Source organism: Allobosea rubneri (assembly GCF_032464875.1).
GTDB classification, from domain to species: Bacteria; Pseudomonadota; Alphaproteobacteria; order Rhizobiales; family Beijerinckiaceae; genus Allobosea; species Allobosea rubneri.
On the sequence record NZ_JAWDID010000007.1, the window covers coordinates 46,880 to 59,416 of the forward strand.

Consider the following 12,537-nt stretch of genomic DNA (forward strand, 5'->3'; position numbering starts at 1 on the left):
GCCTTCCGCGTATTGCAGGCGACGTTGAAGGGCTGCCAGTTGCTCCGGTTCCAGAACAGCGCCCGATCGCCTTTGGGTGCTATGCGGTGGTCCACCATGTTGGCGACGCGACCGCAGCCGCAGGCGCAGCGCCCATTGCCTGGCAAGGCGAGGAAGGCGGCAGAGGCCTTGCGCCATGAGCCGCCGTAACCACGGGAGGCGGCGCTGCCGCGGCTGGCGTCGTAGGCCTTGGCCTTGGCCACCTGGCAGGCGCAGCGCTCGCCAGAAGGCACGACGCGGCCGCAGGAGCAAATCCGGGGAGCACGGACGGGCATCAGAATATGGCCTCGCAGGTGATGGTGGCGCGATTGGCGCGGCGGCTGCCGGTCCTCAGGAGCTGCCTGCAGGGCTCAGAGCAGGTGCGCCTTGGGAGGCAGCCCGCCTTGGGGCGATACTCCGCCGAGCAGATGACACAGGAGAGCAAGCCCGGTGTCGCCGCACGGGCGCGCCTTTCCGCCATGTTGCAGGAAAGCGAGCAAAGGACCGGCGTGGGGTCGGTGCGGCGGGGCACGAACATCGCGGCACACCAGCGGCAGGCTACGGGTTCACGGCGCGGCGCCTCGCCAGGAGCACGCTCACGACTGCGCTGGCGCCATGCGGCGTTGAGCACCCGACGCTTGCACGACGCGGAGCAGTAAATCGCCTCGGCACGGCGGGACGCAGGGATTGGCTCGTTGCAGCGAGCGCAGAAGCGCTTGACCTTCGCCTTGTCGTCGAGCCTACCGAGCTTCTCGCGCTCGTTGCTGTCATCTCTGGCGCAGATCGCGGAGCAGTAAATCGTCCCGGCCTTCAGCGATATCGCAAGCGGCTGGCTGCAGCGCTCGCAATGCCGGTTCTGCCTGGCCTCGATGCGGGCAATCCTGACGAGGTCATGCCCGTGCCTGATGCGGCAATCATCGCTGCAGTAGACGCGTTTGATCGCATGCGGGCGCTCGAGCTCGATCTCGCCACCGCACCAGCGACAGCCATCGTCTCGCAGATCATCAAGGCGCATCGTCATGAAGCGCCTCCAATTGCTCTGCCTTGAAGCGGTGATGGAGATCCCAGTGATAGGCGCTCGCGCAGCGGCTGGAGCAGAACTTCCGGTGATACTCTGACAGCTGCCAGCCGCAGCGGGCGCAACGCTCGCGCTCGATCAGGATCACGCCGTCCTGCGCCCATTCGGGCTGGCCCTGTGCGATCGTTGGGCGCTTGGCGCCGATCTGGTTTAGGGCTGCGCGGACGATATCGGCTGCCAGGTCGTCCGCGTCGTGCCAGGACCAGCCGCGCAGGCAGAGACCGGCGCGCAGCCCGTGGCGCATGAAGCCCTCGAAGGCGAACACGCTTGGCTCGCCCCGCCGCATAATCGCTGCCGTCTGGTCGATCAGCCGGCGACGGTAGGCCTGATTGGCCTTGCGCTTCTTCCGCTCCGCCCGGAACTGCGGGAGCGTGACCGGAACCGATCGCCTTCCCTCGGAGACCGCCAAGGCGTGGCTGAGCTTCTTCCGGAACTCCGGCGTCATCATCAGCATGGCCGCTCACCCGCTGATCCGGCCTTCGATCCGCACCAGCGCGTCGCCGATCCGGACATTGTCGACCTGCGCCACCGAGCGTTGCCGGCCTTCCACGAACAGCCAATCGCCGATCTTGATGTCCGTGCCGCCCCCTGCCGCCCCGGGCCAGGCTGCACCAGCCTCGACGATCGGCGTCGGGCTGGTGATGAACTTGCTGTCGGTGACCTTGATGCCCGCGACGACGTCCGTCGTGGCGTAGCCTTGAAGCCTGACGCGGATTGGAAGCTCGACGAAGGTGCTGCCGGTACCGATACGGCGGCGCAGGGTCGCGCTCTGCCCGCGGGCGCAGAGATGGCGATCGAGGGTGACAATAAGCTGGTGCATCACGCCACCGCCGGGATCTGGTAGGGCGAGAGCAGCGCTTGCGCTTCGAGAGGGACAGCGGCGGCGCCCGCGGCGAAGTAGCTGAAGGAGGCGACGCCGTTCGTCTCCTCGCTGCGGAGCAGAGGATCGCGGCCACCGGCCATGTGCGACTGCCGCAGCATCAGGATGGCAGCGCGCTGGATATCCGCGGGGAGACCGTCGGGGAGCTCGTAGCCGGCCGCGTACACGGTCACGGTTTCACCGGCAGGCCAGAACGGGCCGCAGCGCGTCGGTGAGCGGCGGTGGACGATGCCCGTGGCGAGGTCGACCCGATAGCCGTCCGCGTCGATCGCGGCGCCGCCTATGCCGACAGACACGATGGATGCGACCGGGAAGCGGGAGAGCATCAGGCTATCGGAGGCGGCGCGCGACCACAGCGTTTCGCGGTACGTCTGCCGGGCCAGCGGCTGGCCGATGAAGCAGACGATGGCGGCGCTGGCCTGATCGATCAGGGCCTCCAGCGCGGCGTCCTGGCTCGCATCGCCATCAGCGAGGCCAATGGCAGCGCGCGCCGCCTCGATCGAGATCAGGCGCGTGCTCTCTGCGGGCGTGATGATCTCGAGCATTCGAGGCTCCGGCGTTTAGGGAAGGGCTCCGGGAGCGCGGCGGCCAAGGAGAAACCGCCGCGCTCCCATCAGCGCCGGCCGGGGCCGGTGCTGGCTTCGCGCTCAGGGAATGGGGCGTTCGGCAGCGTGGCCGAGGATGGCGACGGCGCCGGCCGCAATGCTGGTGCCCGCGGCCTTGGTCAGCACCAGGCGGACGAAGCGCTTGTGGCCGACGTAAGAGACCTTCTCCGTCGCATCGGCGAAGGCGTCCTCTTCGAAGGCTCCGACGAGTTCGGCGGGATCGACATCGGTGTAGCCGGAGCCGCTGGCGTCCGATTCCTGAAGCTTGGCGCCGAACTCGCCGCTGCCGGCGATGGCCCCGGTGGTGAGGACGAAGGCGCAGGATCCGAAGCCCTTGGTATCGATCGCCACGCCGTTGACGGTAGCGGCCTGAACCGCCGGGGAGAGCGCCGTGATGACGGCGATGTTGCTCGCGAGATCGCGCATGTCGGTTTCTCCTGTTGAGGGAAGCCGAGGCCGTCGACCGGCCCCGGATGGAGCGGTCAGACGCTGGTGGCCATCTTCAGCTTGCGCAGCGCCGCGGGCCGGATCACCGCGCCGCCGGTGCGCCGGGTCGCGTGGAACCGGGTCACGCCGTTGGTCGCGAGCAGGTACGGGTTCACCAGGATCGACATTTCCTGCCGATCGATGATCCGGTACCCGGCGCTGAAGTCTCCGACCGCGATCGGGAACTCGCCGGAGGTGGCGCCGGGCATGTCGGCAGCGTCGACCACCGGGCGGCCAAGGATCGTCTCCGGCTGGCCGGCCTGAAGACCGGGCTGCCAGAGATAGTTGCCCTGGCTGTCCTTCAGCTTGCGGATGGTGGCGATCGTCGCGCCGTTCATGACCCAGGTGGCGTTCCGGCGATATGCAGCCGGCAGGGCGTACAGGATCGAGATCAGCGCATCGGAGCTGAGATTGCTGGCGTGGCCGTTGGGGATCTGCGGAACGCGGGCATCCTGCATGAAGCCGTCGGGCTGCAGGCCACCGGTCCCGTTCACGAAGGCCGTGCCCTCCTTCAAGGCGAAGTCTTCGGCCAGCGACTCGCGCACCTCGCGTTCGGCCGCGCCGGCGCTATCGGCCAGGAGCTGGTTCGAGATGTCGACGAAGGTGTTGAGCTCCTTCACCGCGATCTCGGCCTCGCCGAAGCTCGGCTCGCTGCCTTCCTGCGGCTGGTTCTCGCCCTTCCACTTCGCGTTGGTCCGGCCGATGCGCGCCGGATAGATCACGCTCGGCGCGCTGGTCTGGCGGACGCTCGAGATGGCGCGAATGGGCGAGTACTCGACCAGCTCCTTCAGGAACTCGGTCGAGAACTCCGCCGGAGCCAGATAGCCGCCCTGCGGATCACTCGACACGCGCAGGGTCTTCAGCACGTCCGCGCCGGCCTCCTTGCCCTGGCGGATGTAGAAGCCGAAGCTCTTGGTCTCCTCGGCAGCATCGGCGTCGCCGTCGTCGTCACCGCCGTTCGGGCGGTTCTGCTTGGCCTCGATGGCATCGAGGCGGGCGATGAGGGCCGGATCGGTGCCCTTCGTCTCGACCGCCTTGAGCCGCGTGTCGACGGTGGCGCTGAGGGTTTCGAGCGCCTTCGTGACCGACGCGACCGGATCGTCGTCATCGCCCTTCAGCTCGATGGCGCCGGTGATCAGGGCGCGATGGGAGACGTGCTTCATCGGGGCGGGCTCCTTATGCTCGCAGGCGCGCCGTGGCGCGGTTGATGGCCTCTGCGAGCGCGATTGCTTGCGCGGCCGATTTGGCGCCGGTGACCCGGGCGCCGGGATGAGCGGGGACGGAAACGAGCGAGATCTCGACCAGGTCGACGGCGCGGATGGTTCTGCCGCCGCCCTTCCGGTTCTCAGCCTTGAGGGTCATGAAGCCGATCGAGAGGCCGGTGACGGCGCCGGACTGGACGAGTGCCCGAACCTCCTTGGCGCGAGCCAGATCGTCGATCAGCAGCCGGCCCTTCACCGTGAGGCCCTTGGCCGTCTCGGCAATCTCGGTCCACACACCGACCGGATCGTCAGGCCGGTGAAAGGCCAGCATCGGCAGCGGGCCCTTGGCCTTGGCGAAGGCGCCTTTCTCAATCACGTCGCCCATGCGATCGGGCGAGCCGAACGGCCAGGCCGTGCCGGTGATGGTGCCGGCATCGTCGACTGAGACGGAGGCTTTCAGCTCGAGCGCGATCACGCGGCGTCCTCCTGCTGCTGCGCAGAATTTTCTGCCGAGCCGCTGGTCGTGTTCGGGTTTTCGAACTTGTCGCCGCCGGCGTAGGGCGGGCGGTTCTCCATCTGCCTGACTTCGTTCGGACAGAAGACCCGGCTGGAGATGGCGGAGGCGTAGGCGGCGAAGCGCTTTTCGATATCCGCCATGACGATGCCGTCGACGACGAATTCCGGAACCAGGGTCTTCTGCTCTTCCGCGGTGAGCAGCCGGGAGACCGCGCCGCACCACAGCCGGAGCCGGGCCAGCAGCGTGAAGGTGAGGAAGGCCTGCGCCATCTCCGCGGCGTTCGCCCAGGTGGCGCGGCCAAGGTCGAAGATCAGCGTGGGAGGCACGCCCAGCGCGCGGGCGATCTCGACAACCTGAAAGCCGCGCAGCTCATGAAACTGGAGGTCGACGCTGTTGAAGGTGAGCGCCGAGAAATCCATGCCCTCTTCGAGGATCGCCGTTCCGCCGCTGGCCTCGCCGGTGTGCGCCTTGTTCCACGACTCCTTCAGGCGAGCGATGACCGGCTCGCTGATCTTCTTCGGCGATTTCAGGATGCCGGACGGACGGCCGCCGTTGGCGAAGATCCGCGCCGCATGGCCCTGCATCGCCATGCACAGCCCGATCGCCTCGCGAGCCTGCTTGATGGCGCAGACGCCGCCAATGTTCGGAATGTGCAGAATGTCCCGCCAGGGATAAGTCCGTTGGCCGCCGCCCTTCTGGCTGACGAGATATCGGGGCTCCCCGCTGAAATCGGTCTCGACCGTCACCGTGTCGGGCTTCAGCCGGATCAGCTCATGGACGCGTCCGCCGTCGACCCGATTCGCCACCGCGAACGCGCCGGCGTCGTTCATGAGGGTGTCCCGCTCCAGCTCCATCAGGAACTGCGGGGCAGAGGTCCAGCCGTTCGGGCGGTTGCTCATCAGATCAGCGAGGGGATGATCGGCCCGTTCCTTCCCGCCATCCTCGAGGCGGCTGTAAAGGTGAAGCGGCAGCACACCCAACGTCTCGGAGCGCACCGCCACCGCGCGGGCAACCGGCGCACATTCCAGCGCCTTCGACGGCGAGACAGCGATCTTGCTGGCCGTGCCGTTCGCCGCCGCGAAGAACTCCGCCAGCGCTTCGAGCGACTTGGCGTCCTCTGCCGAGGCGTCTTTGCGAGATCCGAACGGCCACATGGCCACTGTGAATCACGCGGTCTAATCGACTACAAGGCAACGCCCAATGTCACTAATCACTGACAATCGAGCGTTACATGGCCGGCTTTCTCGTGTCCGCGAATTGCGAAACGATCGGTGACATTATGACGCTAGCTGACGACCTCGCTCGCGTCTTGAACTCCTCGGCTATTCTCTCGTGGACGTCGCCTGGGCGCGCGCTGATAACGATTTCCGGATTGCTCTGTGAAGAAGACATCTTTGAAGGAGAGTTTCTGGAACTGATCGCATTCATCTATGGAGTGAGGTCATAGCTCCGCCTCCGCTACCCTCCTCCTCCGACCTAACCGGATGATCCCGGCGATCCGAGGCACCGGCCACAGCAAGGCGGATCGCGCCATGGCCTAGAGGGGGTGAGCTTCCATCTGCGTATACCCACGATGCCCGATGTCGGGGGCCAGCCGCTCGTCCGCCCTGTATTGCCCGGGCCAGGTAGGAGGGGTCGTCGTCGTGGTTTCTCCCCTAGCCATCACCATGGCGTCGGGGCGGTCGGAGGATCGGCGACGCGCTGCCAGCATGGCCGCCGATTGAGTTCCCGCGCAGATCATATCCTGATGCCCGAGGCGCCGGCATGCCGAACGCGCCAGATCATATGCCCGTCAGGCCGGGCTCCGGTTTCTCTTGAGGCGTCCGGTAACGCCGCGATCGCTCATCACCCTTGCGGGCGCGGTAGGGACAGGATCGAGAGGAGACCACCGCGAAACGCGGCGGCTGGCTCAGGGACTGGATCGCGCGCGGTGGACCTCCGAGCCCGTGCTGATCCAATGCGGAGCCATGCCGCCGCGCGATGCGGTCAGCCCAGTCTCTTCCTAAGGCGGCGCTCAGCCTGAGCCCTTGGGTTGAAAACCTCGTTCCGCAGCCTGTGGGTCACGTCCTGCTGATCGGACGGCTTCAGCGTCGGTAGCCAAGCCTTGAGCGCAGCTTCCGCTCGACGCTGCAGCTCGTCGCGTGGAGCAGTTCGGAGCGAGCGATAGTCGATATTGATGCCGATTCGCGGCTGCGTTACATGAGAGATGTTCGCGCCAACCACAGCGCCTTTGCTATCGAGCCCGTTCGCATTTCCCGATGCGGCGGGCTCTTGCTTTTGGGGCCAATTCGGTCCCCGATTTCGTTCTGACAAAGCCAAATTCTCCTTTTGCTCCAATGCCGGAACGAAAAGGGAATCTGTCAGAAGCGCCCTTGAACGACGCGGCTTCTACGCCGCCTCTTAATCAGCGGGTCGTAGGTTCGAGCCCTACATCACCCACCACGGTCCTTTCCTGAAAACTCGAAATTTCGCGCTGCGGCGCTCCACACCGGTGGAGCATCGCGAACAATGCGCGCCTGCGCGGATTTCGCCCGCTCTCGTCATCTCCGGATGGCTCGATCAGCCGCCCGTGGCCGGCGGTTGATGGCTAAAATTGCTCGGATATAGTCGGCAGTCTCTTTGCCGTAGCTGAAACCTCGGCTTCAGATGCGGCCGCCAACATTAGGCCTGTAAGCTTCCCGTAAGTCAGCTTCGGTACATCTCGCTCATCGAAACGACGCAATTGATGGAGCAGAGCGATGAACACCGAACATCACAACGTTGCTTTGAACGACGAGTCCCTGGAAAGCGTTAGCGGCGGCTTCAACCTCTACGACTCCATCTGCAACATCGGCGAATCCGTCGAGACCAGCTTCCAGAAGGGCGGGGAAGTCGGCTTTACCTTCGGGTTCGTAGGAGCCTTCGCCGGCGGCGTCGCGGGTGCGATCGTCGGCACCGTCAACGGCGTGAAGGACGAGGTCGGCAAGGGCGTCGGCGAGGCCGTTGATGCGGTCCGCGGGGCGATGCGCTGAGCCTTGCCGCCAGGCGCGTCCGCGCCTGGCCCGCTTCCACCGCGAGATCACCCGGCCCGTGCACGCGGTGCCGGGTTTTTTGTGCTCTACGGTCCCTCGAGGCCAACACCGCGGCGCGAGGCCGCTTTGCCAATTCCCCCAGATGAGCGCTAGAACGTCTCTGAAGGGGCCATAGTCTTGTCGCAAGGAGACGGGGCATGGCAATCGCACTTTTCAGCGTCGCGATGGCGGCGTTTGGAGGTCTGGCGCTGGGCACGGCAGAAGCAGGGGTGGCCCTCGGGCTGTTCTCGTTTCTCGGCCTCTGGATCGGGAGGCGCGCATTCACCGACGCCTGATCCGGGTCTGAGCGCGGCACGGCCGGCAAGCTCGGGTACGCCCCGCTCGGCCTGCTCCGTTATTCCGGCCGGAACGCCGCCGTTGCCGGTGCCCGCTCCACAAATGCAAACCGCCCATGGCATGGCCATGGGCGGTTCGTTCTTGAGAAGCTGGTCGGCGAGCGTCCGGCTACTGCTTCTTGCCGTTACTGCTTCTTGCCGTCCTTGCCGAACTGCTTGAGGAAAGCGGTGAGGTCGCCGATTTCCTTCTCGTTCTTGATGCCGGCGAAGACCATCTTGGTGCCCGGGATCTTGGCCTTCGGGTCCTTGATGTACTCGGCGAAGACCGCATCGTCCCAGGTGATCGCCGCATTCTTGTTGGCGGTGGAGTAGCTGTAGCCCTCGACGGTGCCGGAGACGCGGCCGAACAGGCCGTTGAGCTGCGGGCCGACGCCGTTCTTGGCCGTCTCGCCGAGCTGATGGCAGGCGCGGCACTTGTTCCAGGAGCGCTCGCCGGCGGCGATGTCCTGGGCGCTCGCGGCGCCGGCGCCGAGCACTGCGGCAAGAAGGCTGGCCGAGATCAGAAGTCGCATGCTTCGTCCTTGTTTCTGGTGGCTGGAAAAAAGGAGGCCGCGCGGGGCGCGGCCATCAGGTTCGCGCCGCGTGGGAGGCCGCGGCGCCGGTGCATTGCCTCAGCTGAACATGTCGGCGGTGATGCCGGCATACCAACCCATGTTCTCGGCCTGGTTCTCCTTGCGCAGCTCGGCACTCTCGCCGGGCTTGGAGACGAAGGTTTCGGTCGCGGCGATCTTGCCGTCCTTGGGCTCGTAGCGGCCGCCGACCTTGATGGTGTCGTCGGGCGCGACGAGCGACCAGCAGGTGTTGACGTAGCGGGCCGGGAAGGTGCGTGCGCTGGTCAGCTCGCCGCGGATCGTCATCGCAGCGACCTTGGCCTGGCTGTTGGCCGAGAAGGCGGATTTCGGCATGTCGCCCGCGATGCAGGCGTCTCCGAGCACGAAGATGTTGGCGTCTGCCGTCGACTTCATCGTGGCGGCATCGATGGCGCAATAGCCGCCGGCCGGTGCAAGGCCGGCACTGCGGGCGATTTCGCCGGCCATCTGCGCCGGGATGACGTTGACGAAGGCGCAGTCCTTGTAGGTCTCGAAGCCGGTGACGACGGTGTTGGTCTTCGGATCGACGGACTTGATCCCGTCATGGACCTTGGGGCCGAGCCATTCGATCATCGAGCCGTAGCGCTTCTCCCAGTCGGCCTGGAAGACGCCCTGCTTGGAGAAGCTCTCCTTCGGATCGAGGATGATGACCTTGGCGTCCTTCTTGCCGGCCTGCTGCAGCACATGGGCGAACATCGAGGCGCGCTCATAGGGGCCGGGCGGGCAGCGATAGGGGTTGGGCGGGGCGATCATCACGATGGTGCCGCCATTGGGCACGGCATCGAGCCTCTGCTTGATCAGCTGCGTCTGGCGGCCGGGCTTCCAGCCATGCGGCATCTGCTCCTCGACCTCCTTCGACCAGCCGGGGACGGAGTCGTATTTCAGGTCGATGCCGGGCGAGACGACGAGCCTGTCATAGGGCAGGCGCTGGCCGGTCGAGAGCACGACCTCCTTCTTGTCGCGGTCGATCTGGGTCGCCCGTGCCCGCGCGAGGGTGATGCCGTGGTTCTTCGTCAGCGCATCGTAGCGATGGCTGATTTCTTCGTAGGTCTTGAAGCCGCCGACATAGAGATTGGAGTGGAAGCAGGTCTGGTAGGTCTCGTTCTCCTCGACCAGCGTCACCGCGATTGCGCCCTGGCTGTCCTTGGCGATGTAGCGGGCAGCGGTCGCTCCGCCGGCGCCACCGCCGATCACCACGACGCGAGGCTTGGCCTGGCCGAGGACGGCCGGGGCTCCCAGCCCGAGCGTGCCGGCTGCCGTCAGGCCGGTCATGACGAAAGATCGGCGATGAATCTTCATGTCCCTCTCCCCAGTTCTCGTTCGACATCGTCGCGGCTGCATACCCGGCGGCCTCTTGGTGGGCCTGTCCGATCCTCGTTTGGCCGAGGCCGTCGCGCACCCTACGGGCGCTCACCGGCTCGGTTTCAGGCTTTCATAGTAGGCGGCGAGCGCCTCGATCTCTTCCTGCGATAGCCGGCCGGCGATGGTCTGCATGACCTGATTGTCGCGCTGCTTGTCACGATAGGTGATCATCAGCGCGACGAACTGGTCGGCAGGGTGGCCGATGATGGCGGGAATGCCGCCGACCTGCCGGCCGCTGCTCTGGTGGCAGGTCGAGCACTCCGACGACAGGTATTCGCCCAGCGCCTTGTCGCCGGCCGCGCTCGCCGGACCGCCCGAGAGCGCGAGCGCGGTCGCGACCGAGCCGAACCAGGTTGGAACCGGCGAGGCGCTAGGCATCAATCGACCTTCGGCGCCGATTTCGAATCAGGCGTAACGTCGAGCACGGCGGCCCGCCCGGTGATCTTCACTTCGGCCTTGCAGTCCTTCATGCAGGGTTCCTTGCCCCAGAACGCCTTTTCGGTCGCCTCGCGATCATCATCGTAGAATGCGGCGGCGTTGGGCAATTTCACCGAGGTGAAATTCTTGTCCGACAGCTCGAACTCCTCATCCTTCACGATGTCGTTCAGGTAGAGCAGATAGGCCGTCAGGGCGTAGATCTCGTCGGGGCTCAGCGACTGGGCGTTGCCATAGGGCATGGCGCGCCGGATGTAGTCGTAGACCGTCGAGAGATCGGGCCAGAACGAGCCGATCGTCTTCTCCGGCCGGTCGGCGGTGAGCGAGCCCATGCCGCCGGCGAGCACCGGCCAGCGGCCATTGCCCTGGCCGAACTCGCCATGGCAGCTCGCGCATTGCGCCTGGAAGAGCTCGTCGCCCTGCTTCACCGTGCCCTTGCCGGGCGGCAGGCCCTTGCCGTCGGGCCGCACGGCGATGTCCCAGGCCTTGATCTCCTCGGGCAGGGCGGGGCGGCCGAGGCCGAGCGCCGGCGCCTTGGCGGCGGGAGTGTGAGCAGGCGCGGCGGCTTTCGCCTGCGGCTTCGCGGTCTGGGCGATCAGCGGGCCGGTGCCAAGGATCGCGAGACCCGCCAAGCCCGCCAGCAGAACCGGCTTAAGCGATCTCGACATTCTCGGTCTCCCCGTTCGGCCGGACCTGCCAGGTCTGGATGCCGTTGTTGTGGTAGATGGAGTTGACCCCGCGGACCTTGCGCAGCTCCGCCTTGGTCGGCTGGACATAGCCGGTGGAATCGATGGCGCGCGACTGGATCAGCAACTCCTGGCCGGCCCAGTCGAAATCGACATAGAAGCGGGTCAGCGACTTCTCGAGCACCGGCCCGTCGATCCTGGCCGACTGCCAGTTCTTGCCGCCGTCGAGCGTGACGTCGACGCGTTTGATCGTGCCGCGTCCCGACCAGGCGAGGCCGGAGAGGACATTGCGGCCCTTGTGCTTGAGCGGGGCCTGCGGCGAGGGATTGGTCACCACCGACTTGGCGTCCATGATGAAGGTGTAGCGGCGCGAACGGCCATCGGCGAGCAGGTCGGTGTATTTCGAGGTCTCCTCGCGGGCCTGCCAGGGCATGTCGCCAACCTCGATCCGGCGCAGCCATTTCACCCAGATATTGCCTTCCCAGCCCGGCACGACGGCGCGCAGCGGGTAGCCCTGCTCGGGCCGCAGCGCCTCGCCGTTCATGGCGAAGGCGATCAGCACGTCGTCGAGCGCCTTCATCACCGGCAGGGAGCGGTTCATGCCGGAGGAGTCGGCGCCTTCGAGCATCAGCCATTTGGCGTTGGGCTTGAGGCCGGCCTCGGCGAGCAGCAGTTTCAGCGGCACGCCGGTATACATGACGTTGTGGACCATGCCGTGGGTGAACTGGCAGCCATTGAGCTGCGCACCGCGCCATTCCATGCCGGAATTGGCGGCGCATTCGAGGAAGTGGACATGGTTCTGGCGCGGCATGCGCTTGATGTCTTCCATGGTGAAGACGAGCGGCTTCTCGACCAGCCCATGGATCATCAGCCGGTGATTGGCCGGGTCGATATCGGCGATGCCGCCATGGTGGCGCTCGAAGCACAGGCCTGACGGGGTGATGATCCCGTCGAGCTCGTGCAGCGGCGTGAAGTTCACCGAGGATTCGGGCGAGGCCGTCAGCCAGGAGACGTCGCGGCGCATGACATGCTTCTCGAAGCGCGACGGCGTGCCATAGGGGCGCTTGTCGACGCCTTCGCCGAGATAGCGGTTCCAGTCCTGGACCTCGGTGATCAGCGGATCGGGCGCGGGGGCCTGGGCGCGCGCGGGCAGGGCGGAGGCGGCAAGGCCTGCGCCGGCCGCTCCGGCCGCGCCGAGGAAGCGGCGGCGGCTGAGAGGCCCGGCCTGTGGTTCGGAACTCATGGGCGTTCGTCCTGTTTGATCGCGGGCAG

At 66.3% G+C, this 12,537-nt stretch carries 15 protein-coding genes; 2 read left to right on the forward strand and 13 right to left on the reverse strand.

Annotation, left to right across the window (positions count from 1 at the left end; all coding sequences use genetic code 11):
* Positions 1–313: 313 nt before the first annotated feature.
* From RKE40_RS06760 to RKE40_RS06795, 8 genes are all read right to left on the reverse strand, one after another.
* The gene (locus RKE40_RS06760) at positions 314–1,039 is read right to left on the reverse strand and encodes a hypothetical protein (RefSeq protein ID WP_316017474.1); all 726 of its coding nucleotides are present in this window, start codon (positions 1,037–1,039) and stop codon (positions 314–316) included.
* Positions 1,023–1,550 (reverse strand): hypothetical protein, encoded by a 528-nt coding sequence (locus RKE40_RS06765; RefSeq protein WP_316017475.1) that lies wholly within the window; start codon positions 1,548–1,550, stop codon positions 1,023–1,025. Before RKE40_RS06765 ends, RKE40_RS06760 begins: the two co-directional genes overlap by 17 nt.
* Positions 1,551–1,556: 6 nt before the next feature.
* Positions 1,557–1,916, reverse strand: a complete 360-nt coding sequence (locus RKE40_RS06770; RefSeq protein WP_316017476.1) for a hypothetical protein — start codon at positions 1,914–1,916, stop codon at positions 1,557–1,559.
* Entirely contained in the window at positions 1,916–2,521 is a 606-nt protein-coding gene (locus RKE40_RS06775; protein WP_316017477.1) for a head-tail connector protein, read from the reverse strand. Before RKE40_RS06775 ends, RKE40_RS06770 begins: the two co-directional genes overlap by 1 nt.
* Before the next feature lie 102 nt (positions 2,522–2,623).
* Positions 2,624–3,007 carry a hypothetical protein gene (locus tag RKE40_RS06780; protein WP_316017478.1) on the reverse strand — a complete coding sequence of 128 codons (384 nt, stop codon included), beginning with the start codon at positions 3,005–3,007 and terminating at the stop codon, positions 2,624–2,626.
* A gap of 56 nt (positions 3,008–3,063) precedes the next feature.
* A complete protein-coding gene (locus tag RKE40_RS06785; RefSeq protein WP_316017479.1) occupies positions 3,064–4,230 on the reverse strand; it encodes a phage major capsid protein in 1,167 nt (388 codons plus the stop codon).
* Between the two features lie 13 nt (positions 4,231–4,243).
* Positions 4,244–4,744, reverse strand: a complete 501-nt coding sequence (locus tag RKE40_RS06790) for an HK97 family phage prohead protease (RefSeq protein ID WP_316017480.1) — start codon at positions 4,742–4,744, stop codon at positions 4,244–4,246.
* Positions 4,741–5,940: a phage portal protein gene (locus tag RKE40_RS06795; protein WP_316017481.1), complete on the reverse strand. Its 1,200-nt coding sequence runs from the start codon at positions 5,938–5,940 to the stop codon at positions 4,741–4,743. The genes RKE40_RS06790 and RKE40_RS06795 overlap by 4 nt, the downstream gene beginning before the upstream one ends.
* A 1,584-nt stretch (positions 5,941–7,524) precedes the next feature.
* Between RKE40_RS06795 and RKE40_RS06800 the strand changes: the two genes are divergently transcribed.
* Together RKE40_RS06800 and RKE40_RS06805 are read left to right on the forward strand one after the other, a co-directional pair.
* A complete protein-coding gene (locus tag RKE40_RS06800; protein WP_316017482.1) occupies positions 7,525–7,797 on the forward strand; it encodes a Blp family class II bacteriocin in 273 nt (90 codons plus the stop codon).
* A gap of 197 nt (positions 7,798–7,994) precedes the next feature.
* The gene (locus tag RKE40_RS06805) at positions 7,995–8,132 is read left to right on the forward strand and encodes a hypothetical protein (RefSeq protein WP_316017483.1); all 138 of its coding nucleotides are present in this window, start codon (positions 7,995–7,997) and stop codon (positions 8,130–8,132) included.
* Between the two features lie 185 nt (positions 8,133–8,317).
* Here the strand turns inward: RKE40_RS06805 and RKE40_RS06810 are convergent, their stop codons facing one another.
* The 5 genes from RKE40_RS06810 to soxC all read right to left on the reverse strand — a co-directional run bounded on the left by RKE40_RS06810 (position 8,318) and on the right by soxC (position 12,508).
* Positions 8,318–8,704 carry a c-type cytochrome gene (locus RKE40_RS06810; protein WP_316017484.1) on the reverse strand — a complete coding sequence of 129 codons (387 nt, stop codon included), beginning with the start codon at positions 8,702–8,704 and terminating at the stop codon, positions 8,318–8,320.
* Positions 8,705–8,803: 99 nt separating this feature from the next.
* Positions 8,804–10,081: an FCSD flavin-binding domain-containing protein gene (locus RKE40_RS06815; RefSeq protein WP_316017485.1), complete on the reverse strand. Its 1,278-nt coding sequence runs from the start codon at positions 10,079–10,081 to the stop codon at positions 8,804–8,806.
* Positions 10,082–10,192: 111 nt separating this feature from the next.
* Positions 10,193–10,522: a c-type cytochrome gene (locus RKE40_RS06820; protein WP_316017486.1), complete on the reverse strand. Its 330-nt coding sequence runs from the start codon at positions 10,520–10,522 to the stop codon at positions 10,193–10,195.
* Positions 10,522–11,247 carry a c-type cytochrome gene (locus RKE40_RS06825; RefSeq protein WP_316017487.1) on the reverse strand — a complete coding sequence of 242 codons (726 nt, stop codon included), beginning with the start codon at positions 11,245–11,247 and terminating at the stop codon, positions 10,522–10,524. Before RKE40_RS06825 ends, RKE40_RS06820 begins: the two co-directional genes overlap by 1 nt.
* Positions 11,231–12,508, reverse strand: a complete 1,278-nt coding sequence (gene soxC / locus RKE40_RS06830; RefSeq protein ID WP_316017488.1) for a sulfite dehydrogenase — start codon at positions 12,506–12,508, stop codon at positions 11,231–11,233. The genes RKE40_RS06825 and soxC overlap by 17 nt, the downstream gene beginning before the upstream one ends.
* Positions 12,509–12,537: the final 29 nt, after the last annotated feature.